The sequence below is a fragment of the Mycobacterium sp. ITM-2016-00318 genome, from assembly GCF_002968285.2.
Lineage (GTDB): Bacteria > Actinomycetota > Actinomycetes > Mycobacteriales > Mycobacteriaceae > Mycobacterium.
The window spans coordinates 1,727,692-1,749,295 of sequence record NZ_CP134400.1 but is presented as its reverse complement, the minus strand read 5'-3'; the positions used below and the strand labels follow the sequence as shown (position 1 = coordinate 1,749,295).

Sequence of the window (21,604 nt, the reverse complement as noted above, 5' to 3'; positions counted from 1 at the left end):
CCGCGACCGGCGCATTGTGGTGCGTGGCCTTCGCCGAACACCTGATAGGCCAGCCTGAGGTCGCCGCATGGCGCGTACGACGTCTCCGGCATGTCATTGAGCGTAATTGACACCCGTGCGACAGTTCGGGAGATGAACCGAAGCCGGAACGACACAGCGGTGATCGGTGCCGGGCCTGGCGGCCTGGTGACGGCTCGCTGGCTGCTGTCGCAGGGTTTCGAGCCGACGATCTTCGAGCAGACCCATTCCCTGGGCGGACAGTGGACAGGCTTGGCCGGCGTCAGCGGCGTCTGGCCGACCATGCACACCAACACGAGCCGCATCCTGACCTCGTTCAGCGATCTGGAACACGACAACGACCTCACGTTCCCGTCGAACCAGGACATGCTCGCCTACCTGCGCCGCTACGCCGACACCTTCGCGCTGACGCCACGCATCCGCTTCGGCAACCGCGTGGACCGGCTGAGCCGCGGCGACGGCGACTGGCTCGTCGGGCACTCGGGCAGGACGGAGGCCTTCGAACGCGTCGTCGTTGCCAGCGGTCGGTTTCAATCACCCTATGTGCCAATCATTCCCGGGCTCGAGACTTTCAGTGGCTCGGCAGGTGCGATGGCGACCTACCACTACCGCGAACCTGGTCAGTATCTCGGTAAGCGCGTCCTCGTCGCAGGTGGCGCCATCAGTGCGCTCGAAATCGCTTCGGAGCTGGCGCAACTCGGGGCTCCGGTGGAGGTCGCTCAGCGTCGCCAACGGTATGTGCTGCCGAAGTTCGCCGCGGGCGTGCCGTCCGATTCGAAAATCTTCACGCGGTACGGAACCTTGGCGAACGAGACCCTCCCGCCGGCCGAGGTCGACCGGCAGTTGAAGGAGATCGTCGTCGAAGCCGGTGGCAGCCCGGAGCAGTACGGCGCGCCTGCGCCTGATCCGTCCCTGTTCGCCGCCGGCGTCACCCTCGCCCAGCAGTATCTGCCTTTGGTGGCGGAGGGCCGAATCACGGTGCGGCCGTGGCTGACGTCGGTCGACGGACAACGGTTGACCTTCGCGGACGGCACCTCCGACGAGTTCGACGGCATCCTGTTCGGCACCGGCTTCGAAATCGATCTGCCGTTTCTCAGCGACGAGATGAGGATGATCGTCGACCTCGACACCGTCCATCTCGACGCCGACCGCTACACCTTCCACCCTGATCTTCCCGGTCTGGCTTTCGTCGGGATGTGGGACCAGTCAGGCGGACTCTTCGTGCCACTGGAACTTCAGGCCCGGTGGATCGCCTACGTGTGGGGCGGGGTCGTCGACGAGCCGAGCGAGCTGGAACTTCGGTCGGCGATCGGGGCGTACCGGGCCAGACGCGGGATGCCGCAGAAGACCCGGATGAACCTGGCGGCGTTGACTTTCGCCAGAGCGGCGGGAGTCGAACCGAACGTCGACGATTGGCCGCACCTGCGTCGAGCGCTGCTGTTCGGTCCGCTGGTACCGAGCAGCTTCCGGCTGCAGGGGCCGGACGCGCTGCCTGACGCGGCGTCCCGGTTCGCGCGGGACGCCGCCGCCTTCGGCGCGATCACGACCAACGAAATGACCGAACGCGAGCAGCGGTACCTGGCGCTGCTGGAGGACGCTCTGGTCAGGCGTTGAGCGCCCTTTCGCCGATCACGTTTCGCGCGCGCAATTCGGCGATCGCATCGTCGGTCAGGCCGAGGCGTCGTAGGATCTCGTCATTGTGTTGGCCCAACGTCGGCGGCGGCGACCGGTGGTGCTGACCGGGCCCGGGAGTGATGACGAACGGCCAGCCCGGATAGCGGTGCAAGCCGGTGACCGGATGCTCGATCCCTTGGTAGTAGCTCCGCGCATCGAGGTGCGGGAGGTCGTACATCCGATCGCTGGTCAGCACCCGCTCAGCCGGGACATGCTGTGCGGTGAGAATTTCGACCACTTCTGAGGGCTGCAGCGTGCGCGTCCACGCGGCAACGGCTTCGTCGAATGCGTCGTGGTCCAGCCCGAGGTCGTCGCCGATCGAGATCGCCACCCACTCGCCTTCCACGGCTGTCGGGTACACGCCTTGCAGGAAACCGCGCTGACGGTTGCCCTCGCGCGTCTGAACCGCACCGTTCATCGAGTACTCGATCACGGGTTCGGCGACCAACGACGCCGCGACTTCGATCTGCGCGATCTCGATGAGTTGGCCTTCACCGGTACGAGTCCGGTGCTCGAGTGCCGCCAGCAGCGCCACCGCGGCATGCACACCGACAATCGGATCGGCGGGGCCCTGGAGGACGCACGGCGGACCATCGGGATGCCCGGTGACTGCGGCCATCCCCGATGTCCCCTCGAAGTTGAAGGCCCAGCCGACGTAGTCGCGCCACGGGCCCTGTAGCCCGAACCCCGGCATGCGCACCTGGATCACGTCGGGGTTCAGCGCCACGAGCGATTCGTAGTCGAGTCCGAATTGTTCGACCACCCTTGGCGAGAAGTTCTCCACGACGACATCGGCATCGCCGACGAGCCGACGCGCGAGGTCGCGGCCATCGTCGGAGGCGAGATCGAGGGTGATATCGCGCTTGTTGAGGTTGGTCGCCTGCCACATTCCGCTGCGCTCGTACCACAGATCGCCCTCGTGGGCGTATGCCCCGGAGTAGCGGAAACCGTCGGGGCGTTGAATCGACTCGACCTTGGTGATGTCGGCGCCGAACGCGCCGAGATAGCAAGTGAGGTACGCGCCCGCCCAAAATGTCGACAGATCAAGAACTTTCACACAGTCTAACGGCATGGCTCGTTCGGCGTCGGCCTTGGGCCGTCCTCCCGTCACGCTTCCGTGGCGCTGACCGAGGCGCGGTGCCGCCCGAACCGGCAGGACCGGCGTTTTCGACAACCGGAACGGCGCACCGGGGCGGCGGAACCGCCATTCACCATCCCCGGCCTCAACGAAGAACCCACGATCTCGGTACTGCGGACACTGCAAGACGGTGGCGCCGTCGTTGACGGGAGTTGACGGAATGCGCAGGGCCTGGCTGAGTTCGACGATCTCGTCGACGGTTCGCTCCGAAAGCCACGGCTGAGCCTTCTCGTAGAATTCGTCGCGTTCGGGGCCACCGAGCATCACCGCGATCTGATGCTCGCCGAATTCCGGCAACCCGAGCATCGCGCAGACGTCGAGCCAATGCTGCCCCGTAAGACAGTTGATGCCGAGCCAGCCGTCCGCGGCACGCACGACGCCCATCACGGGGCCTGCCTTCGTGTTCGGGGGCAAGCCGAGACTGCGCATCTTCTCCGCCAACAACATCGGATAAGGAAGCGTCGACAACAACGACTCCATCACCGATACGTCGACCTCGACCACATGAGCTGTATTGGACGACACCGTCCTCAGTGCGGTGAGCGCGCCCAGCGCGGCGTAACCGCCCGCCACGTACTCGGCGATCCTGGCGCCTGCCTGTACCGGGGGACGGTCGGGATCGCGCAGGTTCACCCATCCCGAAGCCGCTTGTATGGTCAACGGCGTCACCTGCCGGTCGCGTAGCGGTCCGTGCTGGCCGAACGGCGATATACGGGCTACGACGAGGCCGGGACGCAGCGCTTCGAGTGCTGAGACGTCGAGTCCGGCCCGGACAAGCGCCCCGGGCGGCGTTCCATCGACGAGGAGATCAGCCGAAGCGATGAGCGATCTGGCTGCCGACAGGTCGACGTCGAGGTCCACTGTCACCGAATGCTTTCCGGCGTTGAGGTACTCGAAAAGTCCTGACCTCTCAACGTTTTGGATACCGTCGGGAAACGGCCCCCAGCGGCGAAGAGGGTCACCGGTCGGTGGCTCGATCTTGGCAACGTCGGCTCCGAGGTCTGCGAGGAGCCTGGTGCAGTACGGCCCTGCGATGTCACCGGCGATCTCGACGACGCGCAACCCCGACAGCGCTCCGGTCATCCCGGGATTCCGATGGCCTTCGGCTCCATGTAGCGGTGTAACCCGGTTAGCCCTCCGCCCTCGCGCCCCAAACCGCTCTGGTTGAAACCACCGAACGGCGCGTCGCCGGGGATGCACCCGTTGACGGCGATCTGGCCGGTCCGGACGCGGCGCGCTACGGCGACCGCGCGGTCGACGTCACGCCCCCACACCGCACCCGACAGCCCGTACTGCGAGTTGTTGGCGATGGCCACCGCATCGTCGTCGTCGCTGTAGCGCAACACCGACAGCACCGGGCCGAACACCTCCTCCTGCGCGATACGTGAGTCGGCGTCCACGTCGGTCAGAACCGTCGGCTCAAAGTAGAAACCGGTGTCGAGTCCCGCTGGCGGGCGACCGCCCGCCGCCAGCGTCGCACCGTCGGTGACCGCCGCCGCGACGAGGGCCGCGACACGATCTCGCTGCGCTCGACTGATCAGCGGACCCATCTGCACTTCTGGATCGGTCGGATCCCCCACCTGTAAGCTCCGCGCCAGCTCGACGAGCCGTTCGACGACCTGGTCGTGAAGACCGTCGGGAAGCAGGAGTCGGCTCTGCAGAATGCACGCCTGCCCCGCGTGCAACGAGCAGCCGTCGAACAGAATCCGCTGCAGCAGTTCGTCATTCACGTCGACATCGCCGAGAAGTATGCCGGCCGACTTGCCACCGCACTCGAGAAGGATCCGTTTCATCGACGCGCCGGCCGCCGACATGACTTCCCTGCCGACTGCCGAGCTTCCGGTGAAGCTGACCATGTCAACACGCGGATCTGTGGTGAGTGTCTTGCTGACTTCGACGCCGCTCGGCGTGATGACGTTCACCACACCCGACGGTATGTCGGTGTGCTCGTCGATGACGCGGGCCAGTGCGAGGCCGGCCAGGGGTGTCAGCGGCGAAGGCTTGAGCACGACGGTGTTTCCCGCTGCGAGCGCATTGGACACCTTCATCACGTTGAGGCTGTGCGGGAAGTTCCACGGCGTGAGCACGGACACCACGCCCAGCGGTTCGTGACAGAGCTGTGCTGCCTGCCGCCCCGTACGCATCGATCGGTTCGTCAGCCAGTTGGGCGGCCAGTTCGCCCGCGCGCAGCGCCATGAAGGCAGGCCCGTCGACCTGAATCAGCCGCTCATTGGCGACGCAGCCCCATTCGATCTGTGCCAGCGAGAAAAAGTCGTCGGCATGCGCCAAGAGTGCGTTGCCGAGCTGGGTAAGACACCGGCCCCGTTCCTCCGGGGTGGCCGCCGACCATGGTCCTTCGTCGAACGCGCGGCGTGCGGCACCGATCGCGGCGTCGACGTCGTCTGCGCCTGCGTCGGGCGCCGAAGCGATCGTCTCTTCGGTGGACGGCGAGATGTCGTCGTAGCGCCCCTCGCGTGGCTCGATCCACCGCCCGCCGATGTACAGCGAGTAGTCATCAACCAATCGAAGCGGGTCAGCCATACCGGCTCCTCACCGAGCTAGTGGACCAACACTTGGTCTACACCTGTCGGACATGGCTCGTCAATGAGGGGGATTGACAGCAATATCCGCGGCGAGTAGACAAGAGTCATCGGACACCCATCGTTGATCTGTCCGACGATGGTGTCGAGGAGGCCCTGGTGCCCACAACGTTTCCACTGCATTCCCCAGACTTCTTCATCGGAGATCCGTATCCCGCGTACAAAGAGCTGCGCGCCACTGCGCCGGTGTGCTGGAACGACGTCACGAAATTCTGGGCGCTGCTCAAGTACGAAGACATCCGGTACGTGTCGACGAACCCGAACACGTTCTCCTCCACCAAGGGCATCACCATCCCCGATCCCGTGATGCCGAACCCGGTGCAGGAGGGAAACCTGATCTTCACCGATCCGCCGCGGCATCGGCAGCTCCGCAAGTTGATCAACACGGGATTCACCCGGCGGCAGGTGTCGATTCTCGAGCCGAAGGTCCGCGAGATCGTCTACGCCGTCCTGGATGATGTCAGCTCCGGGTCCACCCATGAGTTCGCCGAAGAGCTCGCCGCGCCCCTGCCGACGCGGATGATCGCCGAACTGCTCGGCGCCCCGCCCGACGACTGGGAGCGGTTCCGCCGATGGTCGGACGCGTGCACCGGAAGCGCCGATCCCGAGATCGAACAGGATGCGCTCGTCGCCGTCGGTGAGCTGTTCGGCTACTTTCAGGAGTTGATCGCCGCTCGGCGCGCCGAGCCGCGCAACGACATGCTGTCGGTGCTCACCGCCGCCGAGGTCGACGGGGCGAAGCTGACCGACGAAGACCTGTTGAATTTCGCCTTCCTCCTGCTGGTCGCGGGTAACGAAACGACGCGCAACCTGATCGCGCTCGGCACGTTGGCCCTCATCGACCACCCGCAGCAGTGTCGGCAACTGGTCGACGATCCGTCGCTGATCCCCGGCGCCGTCGAAGAGATGCTGCGCTGGACGACGCCCGTGACACACATGGCAAGGGCGGCGACAGCAGACGTCGAGATCCGCGGACAACGAATTCGCGAGGGCGACGTGGTCGTCATGCTCTACGGCTCCGCCAACAGGGACGAGGAGATATTCGGGTCAAACGCCGAGGAGTTCGACATCAGGCGACACCCCAACCCGCACATCGCGTTCGGCTGCGGAGAACATTCCTGCATCGGAGCTCAACTGGCCAGGCTGGAGGCACGCGTCTTCTTCGAGGTGCTGCTGGGGCGATACCCCGAGCTGCAGCTCGTCGGCGATGTCGACCGGATGAGAGCCACCATGGTGCCCGGCGTCAAGCGCATGCCTGTACGGCTCGGATCGGACTGACACATGCATCTCGATTTCACCCCTGAACAGAAGCAATTGCGCAAAGAGATCCGGTCGTCACTGGAAGCCGTGATGTCGCCCGACCGCATCGCCGCGGTCGCGGACCGCATGGAAGGCGCGGACGCGGTCAGGGACTGCGTGCGAGCACTCGGAGCCGCCAACCTGCTCGGCGTCGGCTGGCCGAAGGAATACGGCGGCCGCGGGTTCACCGCACTCGAACAGTTCATCTTCTTCGAAGAGGCGCAACGGCTGAACACGCCCATTCCGCTGGTCACCCTCAACACCGTCGGGCCGACGCTCGCGCACTACGGCACCGAGGAGCAGAAGCAGAAGTTCCTGCCGTCCATTCTCGACGGCACAGTCGAGTTCGCGATCGGCTACTCCGAGCCGTCGGCAGGCAGCGATCTGGCGTCGTTGCGCACAAGCGCCGTGCGGGACGGCGACGACTACGTCATCAACGGCCAGAAGATGTTCACCAGCGGTGCGGCGTACGCGGACTACATCTGGCTGGCGGCGCGAACCGATCCCACCGTGAAGAAACACAAGGGAATCTCGATCTTCATCGTGCCGACATCGTCGCCCGGCTTCTCGTACAGGCCGCTGCACACCATGCCGGGAGTGTCGACGTTCTACACGTTCTACGACGACGTCCGCGTACCTGCTACGGCCATCGTCGGCGGCGAGAACGAGGGCTGGCGGCTGATCACCACGCAGTTGAACTTCGAACGCGCGGCGCTCGGAAACATGGGTGCGCTCGAGCCGCTGTTCGAGAAGACGCTGGCCTGGGCACAGGCCACCGAACTGGACGGCGCACGCGTGATCGACCAGCCCTGGGTGCAGCATGCGCTGGCCCGTGTCGAAGCACAGGTTGCCGCCTACAAGATCATGAACCTACGGGTCAACGCGGCGATGACCAAGGGCGAACTCGGGATGGGCGAAGCGTCGGCGGTCAAGGTGTTCGGCACCGAACTGACGCAGCAGGCGGCCCGCGGACTGCTGGAGGTGCTGGACCGCAGCGGCGTCCGACGGGGCGAGGACGCACCGCTGGGTGGCGCGCTGGAATCCGCCTACCGCATCGCGGTCATCAACACCTTCGGCGGCGGCGCCAATGAATTGCAGCGCGACATCATCGCGATGGCAGGCCTTTTCATGCCGCGCGCACCACGGGACCTTCGAGCGAATCAGAACGGAGACGCCAAGTGACGATGGACAGCACCGAGTTTCGCGAGAAGTTGGACGCGCTCATCGGCAAGCCGACGGGCGGATCCGGCAAGCCGACCGTTGCACCGGACCCGGTGAACCAACCGATGATCCGCCATTGGGCCCATGCGCTCGCCGACATGAACCCCGTTTATCTCGATCCGGAGTTCGCGGAGAAGTCGAGGTTCGGCGGCATCGTCTCACCGCCGGTGATGCTGCAGGCGTGGACCATGCCCGCGCCCAAGATCGAGGGAATCGCCGAGCGGGGCGGTGTTCCGATTGAAATCGACAAGGACAACAACCCGGCGGAGTTCATCAATGACGCGGGGTTCACCGGGATCGTGGCGACCAACTCGGAGTTCGAGATCGAGCGTTATCCGCGCCTCGGTGACGTCATCTCGGTGACGACAGTGTACGAGGACATCTCCGACGAGAAGAACACCTCGCTCGGTGCCGGCCACTTCGTCACGTGGCTGTCCGCATACACCGACCAGAACGGTGAAGTTCTGGGACGACAACGGTTTCGAGTCTTCCGGTTCAAGACGGGGGCCCCCGCCGGAACGGCTGGGGCCTGATGGCGACGAGACTGGCGCCGACGATCAGCCCGGATACCGAGTTCTTCTGGAACGGGCTACGCGAGAACAAGTTGCTGATCCAGCGATGCGCGCGATGTCATGCCTTGCGGCAGCCGGCCCGACCGATGTGCCCGGCGTGCAACTCCCTTGACTGGGACACCGTCGAGGCCAGCGGTCGCGGCACCGTATACAGCTACGTGATGCCGCAGCACCCGCCGATGCCGTTGATGGAATATCCGTACATTGTCGCGCTCGTCGAACTCGAGGAGGGCGTGCGGTTGGTGTCGAACCTGTGCGAGATCGCACCCGCGGACGTCGAGGTCGGCATGCCTGTCGAGGTGTTCTACGAGACATTCGACACCCTCGACGGAAAAGACCTCGTGCTACACCAGTTTCGTCCGGCCCGGTAGACGCTCATGGATTTCGCCTTCACGCAGGACCAGGAGACCGTTGCCAAGGTGGCGCGTCAGCTCTTCGAGCACCGTGCCACACCCGAACACCTCACCGAGCTGGAAGCCGGCGACGTGCGCCACGACGAGGCGTTGTGGCGCGAACTTGCGGCGGCCGACCTGCTGGGGATTTCGTTGCCCGAGAGCGTAGGTGGCAGCGGCCAAGGCTTCGTGGAGCTCGCCGTGCTGCTCGCGGAAGTGGGCTGGGCTGTTGCGCCGGTGCCCGTCTACGCGACCCTGCTGCTCGGTGCCGACACCATCGCCCGCTTCGGTGACGATGCCCAGCACAAGCGATACCTGCCCGCCGTCGTCGACGGGTCGTTGTTGCTCACTGCGGGCCTTGCGGAACCGGGCCGCTCCGACCCCACCGCGCCGGTCACGACCGCTCGGCGCGACGGCGATGGTTGGCGTCTCGACGGTGTCAAGGAGTTGGTGCCGGCGGCACAGCTTGCACAGACGATGCTCATCCCGGCTGCGCTTGACGGCGGTGAGGTCGGCGTCTTCCTGCTCGACACCGATGCCGCGGGCGTGGACATTCGGTCCGTCGTGACGACGAACGGCGAGCCGCACGCCGACGTGTTCCTGGACGGTGCCGTCGCAGCCGAGCGGCTCACAGGCGGCTGGGAAATACTCGAATCGCTGTATGCGCGTGCGCTGGTCGGGCTGTGTGCGATCCAACTCGGCGTCACCGAGCGCGCACTGAAGCTGGCTGCGTCCTACACCACCGAGCGCGAGCAGTTCGGCAGGCCGATCGGCAGCTTCCAGGCCGTGCAGCAGCGGATGGCAGACGCCTTCATCGACGTCGAGGCCATCCGGTGGACCATGTGGCAAGCCGCATGGCACCTCGACCAGGGCGGGCCGCCGGGCCGGCACGCCGCCGTCGCGAAATTCTGGGCGGCAGAAGCCGGTTCGCGGGTCACCGCGACCGCCCAGCAGGTGCACGGTGGAATCGGCATCGACATCACCTATCCCCTATCCCGGTACTTCCTGTGGGCCAAGCACAACGAGCTGACGCTCGGGTCGGCCTCAGCACAGTTGGCGCGCCTCGGCGCCTCATACGTAGGAGGACCAGCATGACGACCATCGAGTTCCGCACCACCACTCTGGACTGGCGCCACATCAACGTCGGAGACGAGGTCGTGCCGCTCGAGATCCCCGTCACCGCAACGGTCATCGTTGCGGGCGCGATCGCGTCGCGCGACTTCATGCCCGTGCATCACGATCCGGAGTTCGCGAAAAAGCAGGGCTCGCCGAACATGTTCATGAACATCCTCACCACCAACGGACTGTGTGTGCGGTTCCTCACCGACTGGGCGGGCCCCGAGGCGATGGTGAAGAAGCTCGCCATTCGGCTCGGCGTCCCTGCCTTCCCCAACGACCCACTGCGATTCACCGGCACCGTCACCGGCAAGACCGAGGGCGTCGACGGCGAGGGTCTCATCGAGGTCGAGTTCAGGGGCGCCAACAGCCTCGGCGACCATGTGTCGGGAACCGCGACCGTGAGCCTGCTCGAAAAATGAGCATGTCGGGAATGACCGCCATCGCGGGCATCGGCCAGACCGAATTCTCGAAAGAGTCGGGGCGCAGTGAACTCCGACTCGCCTGTGAGGCAGTCAAGGCCGCGATTGATGATGCCGGTCTCGAGCCCGCCGATATCGACGGCATGGTCACGTTCACGATGGACACGAGCGACGAGATCGAAATCGCCCGCAACGTCGGCATCGGTGACCTGACGTTCTTCAGCCGAGTCCATCACGGCGGTGGGGCGGCGGCAGGCACCGTGGTGCAGGCGGCGATGGCTGTCGCGACGGGCACGGCGAATGCGGTGGTGTGCTACCGCGCGTTCAACGAACGGTCCGGCTTTCGTTTCGGCGGGTCGACGGCGCGACCGACCGGTGAGACCCCGTTGTTCATGGCGAACTACGCACCTTTCGGTCTGCTGACGCCCGCGGCGTGGGTCGCGCTGCATGCACAGCGGTACATGTCCACGTACGGCGTCACCAACGAAGATTTCGGCAGGATTTCTGTCGTCGACCGCGCCCACGCGGCACGCAATCCCGACGCGTGGTTCTACGAGCGGCCGATCACACTCGAGGACCACCAGAACTCACGATGGGTCATCGAGCCCGTCCTTCGGCTGCTCGACTGCTGCCAGGAGAGCGACGGCGGCGTAGCACTGGTCGTGACGAGTGTCGAACGCGCGCGAGATTTGCGGCAGCCACCGGCGGTCGTCACCGCCGCCGTGCAGGGTGCGGCGGCCGAGGGCGAGATGATGACGAGCTACTACCGAGACGACATCACCGGGCTGCCGGAGATGGGTGTGGTCGCCGAAAAGCTCTGGCGCGATTCGGGTATCAAGCCGACGGATATTCAGACGGCTTTCCTGTACGACCACTTCACCCCGTTCGTATTCGCACAACTGGAAGAGCTCGGCTTCTGCGGGCGCGGGGAGGCGAAGGACTTCGCGACGATCGAGCGACTCTCGCTCGGTGGAGAGCTGCCGATCAACACCAATGGCGGCCTTCTCGGCGAGGCATACATCCACGGAATGAACGGAATAACCGAGGGAGTTCGTCAAGTACGCGGCACCTCTTACAACCAGGTCGATGATGTCGAGCATGTCCTGGTCACCTCGGGGACCGGGGTGCCGACGAGCGCGTTGATCCTGGCGACGGAATGACAGCCGTGACCTCGGCGTCGACCACCACGGATACGCGTCAACTCATCATCGAGTCCGCGTTCGACTGCTTCCGCAGGCACGGTCTGGACAAGACGACGGTCGTCGACATCGCCCGCGCCGCCGACGTCTCCCGCAGCACGGTGTACGAATACTTCCGCGACAAGGCCGAGATCGTCGAGGCATGTGCGGAGGGTGCTTCGCAGAAGTTCTACCGCGAGATGGCCTCTGCGATGTGCAAAGGCGAGACGCTGGAGGACCAACTGGTTCTCGCGGGAGTGTTCGTGACGAGGGCCCGGCGCGTCATCGAGCCGGAAGACTACTTCGACGAGGACGAAGTGAGCCTGCTGCTCACCAAGAACGCCGCCGTGCTGCTACGCGAGTGCACGGATTTTCTTGCCCCTTACCTCGCCGCGGCGAAGCTCACCGGCGAGGTACGTAAAGATCTTGATGTGGTTGCCGCAGGCGAGTGGTATGCGCGGATGTTGTTCTCGCTGTTCAGCACCCCGTCGGCGGCGTTGGATATGGATGACGCCCGCGTGGTCGGCGACTTCCTGCGCGCGCACGTTGTGCGTGGGTTCGCGCCGGACCGGTCGGGCCGCACGCGCTGACGTCCTACTCGCGCGCTGACTTCTGCTCGCCAGCGAAAGAACGCGCATCGGCGATGGCGACGACGAGTAGGGCCAGAAGTATCGCTGCGGCGATACCAGAACCGACGTACCAGGCGGTGCCGTCACCGCAGCGGCCGATGAGCTCGCAGCGGCCGCGCGCCACCACACCGATGATCACGGCCTTGAGTGCTACCACGATGGCCGCGAGGGCCACCGCTGTGCGTAACCGCATACACCCACGCTAACCGCCTGGGCGATGCACCTCCGCGAGCGCGTGCAGCTGTTCGAGGTAGTGCTCCAGCGAGTGGTGGACGAACCGCGCGGAAACGATCGTCGTTCCCGCCGCCTCCATCGCCGCCAGCGTCTCGGCCGTCGCCTCGGGTTCCTTCACTGGGTCGAGCGGCTGATCCGCAGGCAGCACCACCTCGAACCCCGGCGGAATCTCTCGCGCTTTCAGCCACTCGGCGGCAGTGTCGAGGGGGATGCCGAACGGACACCAACCTTCGGCCAGTGTGAGCGCGCGCCGCAGCGATCGTCGCGTGCGGCCGCCGATCCAGATCGGCATGTGCGCCTGCAGCGCGCACGGATCGACGGTGAGCCCGCCGAACTGGTAGTACTTGCCCGCATACACCGGTTCGTTGCTCGGCAGCGCGGCGCGCAGGGCGCGCAGCGCATCGTCGGCGCGTTCACCGCGGTCCTCGAACGGCGCGCCGAGGAGGTCGAACTCCTCCTTCAACGTGCCGACACCGACACCGAGGATGACGCGGCCGCCGCTGACGTGATCGAGTGTGCCGTAGCGCTTCACGATCTCCAGCGGGTGGTGGTAGCCGAGCACCAGGGTCATCGTCGCCAACCGGATCTGCGTCGTGCGCGCCGACACGTAGCCCAGGGTGGCCAGCGGGTCCCAGTACCGCGACCCGCGTCGGCCGGACTCCGTTGCCGGCATACCGATGTGCTCGCTACACGTCAGGTGGTGATAGCCCAGATGGTCGGCAGCCTCGGCGATGCGGCCGATCTCCTCGATGGACGCGTCCTGCTCCCAGGTCAGAGGTGCGCCCGCAACGTTCGTGACGACGGGCGTGGCGATGCCGAGTTTCACTGCAGCGGTTCTTCGCCCGCGAGGATCGTGCGATGCATGAGACGTCCGCTGTCGGCGGCATAAGGGAGCACCCGGTGCATGGTGCCGGTGTTGTCCCACATCAGAAGGTCTCCCGGTTGCCATTCGTGGCGGTAGACGTACTGCGGTTGGGTAGCCCAATCGCGAAGACGGGCAAGCACAGCGCGGCTTTCCTCGACCGGCATTGAAATAACATAGTCCGCCGTCGCACCGAGCAGCAGCGATTTCCGCCCGGACTGATGGGTCCACACGATCGGGCAGGTCTTGGTCGGCGACTTCTGCCAGAAGGTGAGCTCCTCGTAGCTCATCTCGGGCCGGACGTAATACTGCGACCGTTCCGCGCTGTGCACCACCCGCAGGTCTGCGATCAGGTCCTTGTCCTCCTGCGGCAGATCGTCGTAGGCCGCATATGTGTTGCAGAATTCCGTTTCACCGCCGGAGTTCGACAGCGTGACGGCGCGCAACAACGTGGCCAGGTTCGGGTAGGGCTGCAAAGAGCCGTCGAAGTGCCAGAACATCGAGCCCTTCAGGTACTCCGCCCGCTGGTTGACGTTTTTGTCGAGCGAGATCTTGTAGATGCCGCCCTGGCCCTCATTCTCGGGAATCGCACCGAGCGTCTTGGCGATCGCGACCTGCTGCTCGTCGTCGATGTCGAGGCCGCGGAAGAACACGACGCCGCGCTGTTCCAGGGTGGCGCGGATGTTCTGCGCTTCGTTGCCGCGGAGCAATGTGTCGACGTCGGTTCTGATCTCGCTGCCGATCCTCGGAGTGAGGTCGATGACGTCGAGTTGTGCGGAGGTGAGTCCCATGGTCGTCAGCTCACTCTCGTGAGAATGGTGCTGGCGGAGTGCTTCACTCGCGGCTGCTTCCAAAGCTCCACCGCGAGTGAGACGGTGATCAACGAGTAGAGCAGATTACGGAGGTTCGCCACGTCGTCGGGAAGCGGTTCGGCGTAGTCGAACTTGTCGATGTATGCGACGGCTTCCTCGGCGAACGGGAACACCTCGTCGTAGAAGGCCTTGATCTCCTCCATCGAGCTGTTGACGCGCTTCACGTAGCGCTCGTGTCCGTCCTCGATGGCCCATTCCTCGACGAGGTGGTCCAGCTGCGAGAACCCCGGCGGCAGTAGCGTGTTCATCGTGCCGCCTCCCCTGCTTCGACGTAGTCCGCGACGGTCTTGTGCAGATGACGCAGCAGGATCTCCTCGTCGTTCATCGTGAAGTGTGTGAGGGCGCCGCTGTTCAGCATGGCCTGCAAGCCCTCCGAGGGGCTGGCGTCCTCGAGGATGATGTCGTTGAGGAACGTCATCGTCAGCTCCTGGCCCAGCCGCTCCTTGTGAGTGGTGGGCGGTTGGTAGTACGCCTCCGTCTCGAAGATGTGCGAATGCGGACCGGTGGGCCAGTGCGTGTGAACGGTGAACCCGGACGCGCCGAAGATCAGCACGAAGTTCGGGAAGAACTGATAGGAGTCGAAGCCGTATTTCTCCGACCCGGTGGGATTGATACCCGGCGGCATCGGCCCGCGATCGATCTTCTTGTTCCACGGACCCGCCGCGCTGGCCTCGAAAACGCACTCGATGGGCTTGGAGTACGGCGTCTTCTGCGACGGTTCACCGGAGAACGAGAACATCCGGTGCGGGCCCTTGAGCTGGTAGGCCAGCGCGTCGGTGAACGGGTTGGGTTGGTCGAAGGCCTCTCTGGCCTCCGCGGTCAGAGCACCGAATGACGACGCGTGCAGGTATGGACCGTGGTAGCTCTCGGCAAAACCGTCGAGGAAGATCTTCCAGTTGCACTGCAGTTCGGCCTTGAATCGGTACACCTGGTGCGGCCCGTGGAACGGATAGCCCTCGATGTCGTGCGCCAGCTCACCGACGAACGACGACAAAGGCTCGGTGTTGTGCGGGTTGAGGTTGACGAAGATGAAGCCTTCCCACACTTCACATTGCACGGCAGGCACCCGGCAACTGTCGGCGTCGAAGTCGAGAAGCAGATCCTTGCGGGTCGCCGAGTGCAGTGAGCCGTCCAGCTTGTAGCGCCAGCCGTGGAAGCGGCAGTACAGCAGCGGCGCGCGACCCGACACCTCCTTGAAGGGATCGTCCTCCCACAGCAACTTGTTTCCGCGGTGCGGGCAGATGTTGTGCATCGCGCGGATCACGTCGTCCTTGCCGCGCACGATGATGATCGAAGTGTTGAGGAACCGCAGTTCGCGGGTGAAGTAGCTGCCCGACTTGGGAACCTGTTCGACCCGGCCCATGTAGAGCCAGGTCTTGCGGAAGACGTGCTCGCGTTCCTTCTCGTAGAACTCCGTCGAGACACAGTCCTCGAGCGAGACCGGCCCGCGGCCCAACTCCGGGTAGGCGTCGGTCCAGTGTCCGCTTTCGGGTTTGGTCACCAGGCTGTTGTGACTCATGAGGCTTACCTCCTTGCCGAAAACTACATTCGCGGAAATTGCGAAAACAGATACATGGGCGCAACACCCTGTTGCATATTTGGAACGACGCCTTCCGCATCGAGTCTGCTAGCAGATCGTCGTCTGCGTCGAAGTTGCGATCTCACCGCAGGATCGAGTAGGAGGAGCTCATGGAACAGAACCCGCCGTTCGACCTCGACGCCCTGCTGGTATTCGGCAAGGTCGTCGAATGCCGGAGCCTGTCGAAGGCGGCCACACTGCTCGGCATGCCGAAGTCGACTGTGAGCCGCAAGCTGACCAAGCTCGAATCCGACCTCGGCATCAAGCTGTTGCGCAAGAACACCCACCAGCTGACCGTCACCGACCTCGGCGAGAAGATCTACGCGCATTCCGTGAACATCCTGGCCGAGGCCAACGGCGTTCGCGCCCTGGTCGAGGGCAGCAGGCAGGAGCCGCAGGGCGAGCTGAGGGTCGCGATACCGGTGTTCGTCGGCATCGACTACGCGTCGAGAGTCGGCGCCACGTTCCTGGCGCGCCATCCCAACTCACGGCTGGACATCCGGCTGGTGGACAACATGGTCGACCCGATCAGGGACGGGTTCGATGTGGTGTTCGGGACGGGGCCGCTACAGGATTCGACACTCATCGCCAGGAAGGTCTTCGACCTGGAACTGTTCCTGTGCGCGTCGCCGGACTTCGTGCGAAGTCTGCCGGAACCAGTCATCGCCCCCGCGCAGTTGGACACCGTGCCGTTCATCGACTTCGGCTTCGCGGGCCCGCGCAAGCTCACCCTCTCGAAGAACAAACGATTACATGAGCTGTCCCCACAGGTTCGCGCCCGCGCCAACAACTTTCAGGTGTGCAAGCAGTACATCCTGCAGGGGCTTGGCATCGGGACGATGCCGACGCAGATCATCTGCACCGAGGAACTGCGCGTGGGCAGCATCGTGCCGGTCCTGCCCGAGTGGCAGCTCGAACCGCTCGAAGTGCACATGATCTACCCGTTCGAGCTGTCCTTCTCGACCCTCATCAGCGCTTTCTACGAGGCGGCCTGCGAGATCATCGTCGAGAACATCGCCCGCGCTTAGCGATTTCGGCGCGCTTGGTCACGCTCAGCGGTACTAAACGCGCCGAAATCGCAAGAGCACGACGCCCGTCATGAGCTCCCAGACGACGATCGAGTAGACGGATCCGCGCTCGAGGACGCCGACGGGTATGAGCCGTGAACCGCTGGCGCCGTCGATGATCAGTGCCGTGAGACACGCAAGGCCAACGGCTCCGATGACGATGCTTGCGCTGCTGTACCGACGTGATGCCTCGCGACTGCCGATACCGGCGATGACAACCGCGACATTGCCGCCGACGATCGCCAGTCCTGCGCCGAGCACATGCCAGTGGTCACCACTCCTGAAGGCGCCGACGAGCGCGTTGCCGATCGCATTCGCCGCCGCGGCAAGCACGAAACCCCAACCGGCCGCACCGATGTCTCGACAGGCACGCGATACGACGATGGCGCCGAGCAGGAACAGTGCGCCGTGCATGGTGAACCCGATGTTCATGATCGCGTACACGCCGAGGTCGCTGATGTAGTCGTCGATATAGCTGTAGCCGGGGTATCCCGCAGCGGCGACCGCCTCGCACACGAGGTACACCGCCGCACCCGCCAGCCATATCCATGCGGCGGCTACGCGAATTCGGCGCGGAAATCCACGCTCAGCGTCGGTAAGCGCGCCGAAATCGCTAATGGGTGACCCACGACCCGCGACGCATGACGGCCGACACCGCGAGATCGGCGTCCAGTACCACCAAGTCGGCTGGCGTACCGGCGGCGAGCTCTCCGCCCGGTAACCCCAGCGCGCGAGCGGGATTGCTCGACGACTGCCGCATCGCGGCCATCAGCGCCTCATCACGCGGCAATCCACTGTGCTGCACCGCGAACCGGAACTGGTGATCCATCGTCGCGGTGCTGCCCGCGATGGTCTGGCTGTCCGCGACGCGGGCCACCCCTCCGACGACGTCCACAGCCAGCGGTCCGAGCCAGTACCGACCGTCGGACATCCCTGCCGCCGCCATCGCATCGGTCACCAAGGAAACGCGATCCGGCCCGACGCTACGCACGACATGCCGGTACAGCGCGGGATCGACATGGACGCCGTCGGTGATCAACTCCACTGTCACCCTCGGGTCTTCGAGCAACGCGATGACCGGACCGGGTTCCCGGGTGTTGATCGGCCGCATGGCGTTGAACAGATGCGTGCCGACCGTCGCACCGGCGTCGATGGCCGTTCTGGTCTGTTCGTAGGTCGCCTCGGTATGCCCCACGGCAGCAACCACTCCCGCATCGACAATCTGTCGAATCGCAGCCAGTGCACCCTCGCGTTCCGGTGCGATGGTGACCATCCGGATCGCTCCGCCGCCTGCCTCGAGGACGCGGTCGATCTCGCCGGGATCGGGATCCCGCATCAGGGACGGCTGATGGGCCCCGCACCGCAGCGTGGACAGCCACGGGCCTTCCAGGTGAATCCCGTCGATCACCCCGGAGCGGACGTCGTCGGCCAAAGCCGTGACCTGGCGCAGCAGATCCGCGGGACCCGCGGTGACCAGCGACGCGACCATGGTGGTGGTGCCGTGTCTGCGGTGAAATGCGGCAGCGGTAGCCGTTTCGGTGTGGTCGGCCGTGGAGAAGTTCGCTCCTCCCCCGCCGTGCAGATGCGTGTCGACGAAACCCGGCGCCACCGTCACCGCACCAAGATTGCGATCCGCCGGCCGCGGTGTAGGTCCCGCCCCGACCGCGGTAACCAAACCGTCGGCAACCTCAATCCATGCGGGTGCCAGCAATTCTCGGCCTGTCAGCAGCGCATCTGCGGTGATCAGCATGGCGGCGGGCTCAGATGCCCTGCCATTTCGGCTTCGAGCGGTACGTCTCGCGGTAGTAGTCGACGAGCTGAAGCCGTCGCGCGGCGGCGTCGTCGAGCAGGACGGTGACGTGCGGATGGTGCTGCAGCACCGTCGCCGGCCACAACGCGCTCACCGGGCCCTCAACGAGTTGGTGCACGGCCTCGGCCTTACTGCGGCCGGTGGCCACCAGGATGATGTGCCTGGCCGCCATGATGGTCCCGAGGCCCTGCGTCAGACAGTGAGTGGGCACCGCGTCGAGGTCGCCGTCGAAGAATCGGGCGTTGTCGACGCGGGTCTGCCTGGTCAAAGTCTTGATGCGGGTACGGGATGCCAGCGAGGAACCCGGTTCGTTGAACCCGATGTGCCCGTCGGTGCCGATTCCGAGGATCTGCAGATCGACTCCGCCCGCCGCCTGGATCGCGCTCTCGTAAGCCGCGCACGCAGCCGGGATGTCGGCCGCCAGGCCGTCGGGGCCTTCCACTGCCCCCGGAACGAAATCGACGCGGGACGCGAACACCTCGTCGATGACGGTCCGGTACCGCTGCGGATGGTCGGCGGGTAGACCCACGTACTCGTCGAGGGTGAAACCGCGGGCCTGCCGAAACGAGATAGTGCCTGCCTCGCAGCGCGCCGCCAGCTCGTCGTAGATCGCCAGCGGCGACGACCCGGTGGCCAGTCCAAGCACGGCGGCGGGGTTGCGGCCCAACAGCGCGCCGATCGCGTCGGCCGCGATGCCACCGATTTCCTCGGCGTCGGCCAGGATGATGACTTCCATTACTTGGCTGCGAGGAAAAGGTCTGCGCCGGAAGCGATATCGGACCCTGCGGTGACCGCATCGGACGGCACGACGTTGCCGGAATCGCGTTCATCCATGACCACGACGGGGACGATGGGATTGAGTCCCTTGGCTTCGATTGCCGGGACGTCGTAGGTGATGATGACCTGCCCGGCGGTGACGTCGTCGCCCTGAGCGGCGTGAGCGGTGAAGCCCTCCCCCTTCAGAGCGACCGTGTCGAGTCCCAGGTGCACCAGGATGCCGACGTTGTCGGCGGTCATCACGATGTAGGCGTGCGGCATCAGCCTCAGCAGCTTGCCGCTGACCGGCGCGACGGCCTCGACCAGCCCGCGTGGCGGGTCGACCGCCGCGCCGTAGCCCACCATCCCCTGGGAGAACACCGGGTCGGGCACGTCCTCTAGCCGAACTGCGCGCCCCGCCACCGGGGCTTGGACCAGCGTCTTGCTCACCACCCAAACAATACGAGTGTGCCGGCAAGACGGTCTCAACTTCGGGTGTTCTCGTCTAAGCTACCGCTGGCGCTTCGGCGGCAGAGCCATTGCGGCAGTAGAAGGGTGACCGATCGATGAGCGACACGGCGAAATCTCAAGCGGCTCAGCATAGGTCGGGTATGCACTTCCCGGGGTTCGCGCAGTTGCAGCGGCTCGGCAAGAGCCTCATGCTCCCGATCGCGGTGCTGCCCGCGGCAGGAATCCTCCTGCGCGTGGGCCAACCCGACCTGCTGGGCAGGATCGAGGCCCCGGTCATCGGGCCCTTCTTCAAGGCGATGAGCGCGGCGGGCGACGCGCTCTTCTCGAACCTTCCACTGCTGTTCGCCGTCGGCGTCGCGATCGGGTTCGCGAGGAAGGCGGACGGTTCGACCGCACTGGCCGCGGTCGTCGGCTACCTGGTGGTCGAGGCGGTCTTCAAGACCATGTCGCCGATCGTGCTCGCAGGCGAGGTGGACAAGGCGGGGGAACAGGCACAGATCAACTACAGCGTGTTCGCCGGCATCGTTGTCGGTCTTGTGACTGCGTGGCTGTTCGACCGCTACCACACCATAAAGCTGCCCTCTTACCTCGGATTCTTCGGCGGCAGACGATTCGTGCCCATCATCGTTTCGCTCGTGTGCCTGTTCCTGGCCTTTGCCATGAGCTACTTCTATCCGATCTTCGACGCGGGCCTGACGGCACTCGGCGAGTTCATCGGCGGCGCAGGCGCACTCGGCGCATTCGTGTACGGCTTCGCCAACCGCATGCTGATCCCGCTCGGGCTGCACCACATCCCGAACTCCTATATCTGGTTTCTTTACGGCGACTATCAGCCGCCCGGCGGGGAGGCCGTCACCGGTGAACTGACCCGCTTCGCCGCGGGCGACCCCACCGCAGGCATCCTGACCTCGGGCTTCTACCCGATTCTGATGTTCGGGCTGCCGGCCGCCGCGCTGGCGATGATCCATGTGGCGAACAAGAGGCAGCGCAAGCTCGCGGTTGGGATTCTCGCGGCGGCGGCGCTGACGGCGTTCGTGACCGGCATCACCGAACCGCTGGAGTTTGCGTTCATGTTCGTCGCCTTCCCGCTGTACCTCATCCACGCTGTGCTGACGGGCCTGTCGCTGGCGATCGCCTACCTGCTCGACATACACCTCGGCTTCTCGTTCTCGGCGGGCCTCATCGACCTGCTCTTGTACGGCACGGCACCCGCCGCCAAGAACATCCCGCTGCTCATCGGAATGGGGGTGGTCTTCTTCGTCCTCTACTACCTGCTGTTCCGGTTCGCGATCACGAGGTGGAACCTGCGCACCCCCGGCCGTGAGCCCGAGGACGAGTTCGAGGCAGAAGAGGAAGCCAACCTCGGTGCGGGCGCCGTATCGGCGATCGCGGCCACGCCGGGCGGAGAAGCCGCCGCCCCCGCTACGGCCACCGCACCCGCGGCGACCGACAGCAAGGCCGAGAGGGTGATCGCGGCGTTCGGCGGCCGGGACAACCTCGTCAACGTCGACGCCTGCATCACCCGGCTCCGCGTCGAGGTCCACGAGAAGGACAAGGTGGACCAGGCGCGTTTGAAGGGTCTCGGGGCGGCGGGCGTCGTCGAGATCGGCAACAGCGTTCAGGCGGTGTTCGGCACGGACGCCGAGGCGCTGAAGAACGACATCAACGACGTTCTCTAGGAACGACAGCGTCAC

The 21,604-nt window shown here is 65.2% G+C and carries 21 protein-coding genes and 1 pseudogene; 11 read left to right on the top strand and 11 right to left on the bottom strand.

The window, feature by feature from the left end; translation table 11 throughout:
• Positions 1–132 precede the first annotated feature (132 nt).
• The gene (locus C6A82_RS08460; protein WP_105344041.1) at positions 133–1,632 is read left to right on the top strand and encodes an NAD(P)/FAD-dependent oxidoreductase; all 1,500 of its coding nucleotides are present in this window, start codon (positions 133–135) and stop codon (positions 1,630–1,632) included.
• Here C6A82_RS08460 and C6A82_RS08455 read toward each other — a convergent pair.
• Together C6A82_RS08455 and C6A82_RS08450 are read right to left on the bottom strand one after the other, a co-directional pair.
• Positions 1,622–3,913: a CaiB/BaiF CoA-transferase family protein gene (locus C6A82_RS08455; protein ID WP_105344040.1), complete on the bottom strand. Its 2,292-nt coding sequence runs from the start codon at positions 3,911–3,913 to the stop codon at positions 1,622–1,624. The two genes, C6A82_RS08460 and C6A82_RS08455, sit on opposite strands and share 11 nt — an antisense overlap.
• A pseudogene (locus C6A82_RS08450) lies at positions 3,910–5,371 on the bottom strand (aldehyde dehydrogenase family protein). Before C6A82_RS08450 ends, C6A82_RS08455 begins: the two are co-directional and overlap by 4 nt.
• A 158-nt stretch (positions 5,372–5,529) precedes the next feature.
• On the opposite strand from C6A82_RS08450, the gene C6A82_RS08445 reads away from it, so the two are divergent.
• From C6A82_RS08445 to C6A82_RS08410, 8 genes are read left to right on the top strand one after another with little or no spacing between them, the layout of a single operon-like run.
• Positions 5,530–6,708, top strand: a complete 1,179-nt coding sequence (locus C6A82_RS08445) for a cytochrome P450 (RefSeq protein ID WP_105344038.1) — start codon at positions 5,530–5,532, stop codon at positions 6,706–6,708.
• A 3-nt stretch (positions 6,709–6,711) separates the two neighbouring features.
• On the top strand, positions 6,712–7,911 hold the full coding sequence (locus C6A82_RS08440; RefSeq protein ID WP_105344037.1) for an acyl-CoA dehydrogenase family protein: 1,200 nt from the start codon (positions 6,712–6,714) through the stop codon (positions 7,909–7,911).
• A 2-nt stretch (positions 7,912–7,913) separates the two neighbouring features.
• A complete protein-coding gene (locus C6A82_RS08435) occupies positions 7,914–8,483 on the top strand; it encodes a MaoC family dehydratase N-terminal domain-containing protein (protein ID WP_105344035.1) in 570 nt (189 codons plus the stop codon).
• Entirely contained in the window at positions 8,483–8,893 is a 411-nt protein-coding gene (locus C6A82_RS08430) for a Zn-ribbon domain-containing OB-fold protein (protein WP_105344033.1), read from the top strand. The genes C6A82_RS08435 and C6A82_RS08430 overlap by 1 nt, the downstream gene beginning before the upstream one ends.
• Positions 8,894–8,899: 6 nt before the next feature.
• Positions 8,900–10,009 (top strand): acyl-CoA dehydrogenase family protein, encoded by a 1,110-nt coding sequence (locus tag C6A82_RS08425; protein ID WP_311101744.1) that lies wholly within the window; start codon positions 8,900–8,902, stop codon positions 10,007–10,009.
• Positions 10,006–10,452, top strand: coding sequence for a MaoC family dehydratase (locus C6A82_RS08420; protein ID WP_311101743.1), 447 nt, complete (start codon positions 10,006–10,008; stop codon positions 10,450–10,452). The genes C6A82_RS08425 and C6A82_RS08420 overlap by 4 nt, the downstream gene beginning before the upstream one ends.
• Positions 10,453–10,454: 2 nt before the next feature.
• Positions 10,455–11,612, top strand: a complete 1,158-nt coding sequence (locus C6A82_RS08415) for a lipid-transfer protein (RefSeq protein WP_396836807.1) — start codon at positions 10,455–10,457, stop codon at positions 11,610–11,612.
• Positions 11,609–12,220, top strand: a complete 612-nt coding sequence (locus C6A82_RS08410) for a TetR/AcrR family transcriptional regulator (protein ID WP_105341706.1) — start codon at positions 11,609–11,611, stop codon at positions 12,218–12,220. Before C6A82_RS08415 ends, C6A82_RS08410 begins: the two co-directional genes overlap by 4 nt.
• 4 nt (positions 12,221–12,224) lie before the next feature.
• Here the strand turns inward: C6A82_RS08410 and C6A82_RS08405 are convergent, their stop codons facing one another.
• The 5 genes from C6A82_RS08405 to C6A82_RS08385 are packed head-to-tail and all read right to left on the bottom strand — an operon-like array spanning position 12,225 to position 15,746.
• Complete coding sequence (locus C6A82_RS08405) at positions 12,225–12,452, bottom strand: hypothetical protein (protein WP_105341705.1); 228 nt, start codon at positions 12,450–12,452, stop codon at positions 12,225–12,227.
• Positions 12,453–12,461: 9 nt separating this feature from the next.
• Positions 12,462–13,319 (bottom strand): TIGR03619 family F420-dependent LLM class oxidoreductase, encoded by an 858-nt coding sequence (locus tag C6A82_RS08400; RefSeq protein WP_105341703.1) that lies wholly within the window; start codon positions 13,317–13,319, stop codon positions 12,462–12,464.
• Positions 13,316–14,146 (bottom strand): TauD/TfdA family dioxygenase, encoded by an 831-nt coding sequence (locus C6A82_RS08395; RefSeq protein ID WP_105341701.1) that lies wholly within the window; start codon positions 14,144–14,146, stop codon positions 13,316–13,318. Before C6A82_RS08395 ends, C6A82_RS08400 begins: the two co-directional genes overlap by 4 nt.
• 5 nt (positions 14,147–14,151) lie before the next feature.
• The gene (locus C6A82_RS08390; RefSeq protein ID WP_105341700.1) at positions 14,152–14,475 is read right to left on the bottom strand and encodes a hypothetical protein; all 324 of its coding nucleotides are present in this window, start codon (positions 14,473–14,475) and stop codon (positions 14,152–14,154) included.
• Positions 14,472–15,746 (bottom strand): aromatic ring-hydroxylating dioxygenase subunit alpha, encoded by a 1,275-nt coding sequence (locus tag C6A82_RS08385; RefSeq protein WP_311101742.1) that lies wholly within the window; start codon positions 15,744–15,746, stop codon positions 14,472–14,474. The genes C6A82_RS08390 and C6A82_RS08385 overlap by 4 nt, the downstream gene beginning before the upstream one ends.
• A 170-nt stretch (positions 15,747–15,916) precedes the next feature.
• Between C6A82_RS08385 and C6A82_RS08380 the strand changes: the two genes are divergently transcribed.
• Positions 15,917–16,834 (top strand): LysR family transcriptional regulator, encoded by a 918-nt coding sequence (locus tag C6A82_RS08380; RefSeq protein WP_105341260.1) that lies wholly within the window; start codon positions 15,917–15,919, stop codon positions 16,832–16,834.
• Between the two features lie 33 nt (positions 16,835–16,867).
• Here the strand turns inward: C6A82_RS08380 and C6A82_RS08375 are convergent, their stop codons facing one another.
• The 4 genes from C6A82_RS08375 to C6A82_RS08360 all read right to left on the bottom strand — a co-directional run bounded on the left by C6A82_RS08375 (position 16,868) and on the right by C6A82_RS08360 (position 19,889).
• Positions 16,868–17,398 (bottom strand): DUF998 domain-containing protein, encoded by a 531-nt coding sequence (locus C6A82_RS08375; RefSeq protein ID WP_311101741.1) that lies wholly within the window; start codon positions 17,396–17,398, stop codon positions 16,868–16,870.
• Positions 17,399–17,486: 88 nt separating this feature from the next.
• Positions 17,487–18,623 (bottom strand): N-acetylglucosamine-6-phosphate deacetylase, encoded by a 1,137-nt coding sequence (nagA, locus tag C6A82_RS08370; protein WP_105345816.1) that lies wholly within the window; start codon positions 18,621–18,623, stop codon positions 17,487–17,489.
• A gap of 10 nt (positions 18,624–18,633) precedes the next feature.
• Positions 18,634–19,419, bottom strand: a complete 786-nt coding sequence (gene nagB / locus C6A82_RS08365; RefSeq protein ID WP_105345814.1) for a glucosamine-6-phosphate deaminase — start codon at positions 19,417–19,419, stop codon at positions 18,634–18,636.
• The gene (locus tag C6A82_RS08360) at positions 19,419–19,889 is read right to left on the bottom strand and encodes a glucose PTS transporter subunit IIA (RefSeq protein WP_105345822.1); all 471 of its coding nucleotides are present in this window, start codon (positions 19,887–19,889) and stop codon (positions 19,419–19,421) included. The genes nagB and C6A82_RS08360 overlap by 1 nt, the downstream gene beginning before the upstream one ends.
• Before the next feature lie 116 nt (positions 19,890–20,005).
• On the opposite strand from C6A82_RS08360, the gene C6A82_RS08355 reads away from it, so the two are divergent.
• Complete coding sequence (locus C6A82_RS08355; RefSeq protein WP_105345813.1) at positions 20,006–21,589, top strand: PTS transporter subunit EIIC; 1,584 nt, start codon at positions 20,006–20,008, stop codon at positions 21,587–21,589.
• The last annotated feature ends 15 nt before the right edge of the window (positions 21,590–21,604 follow it).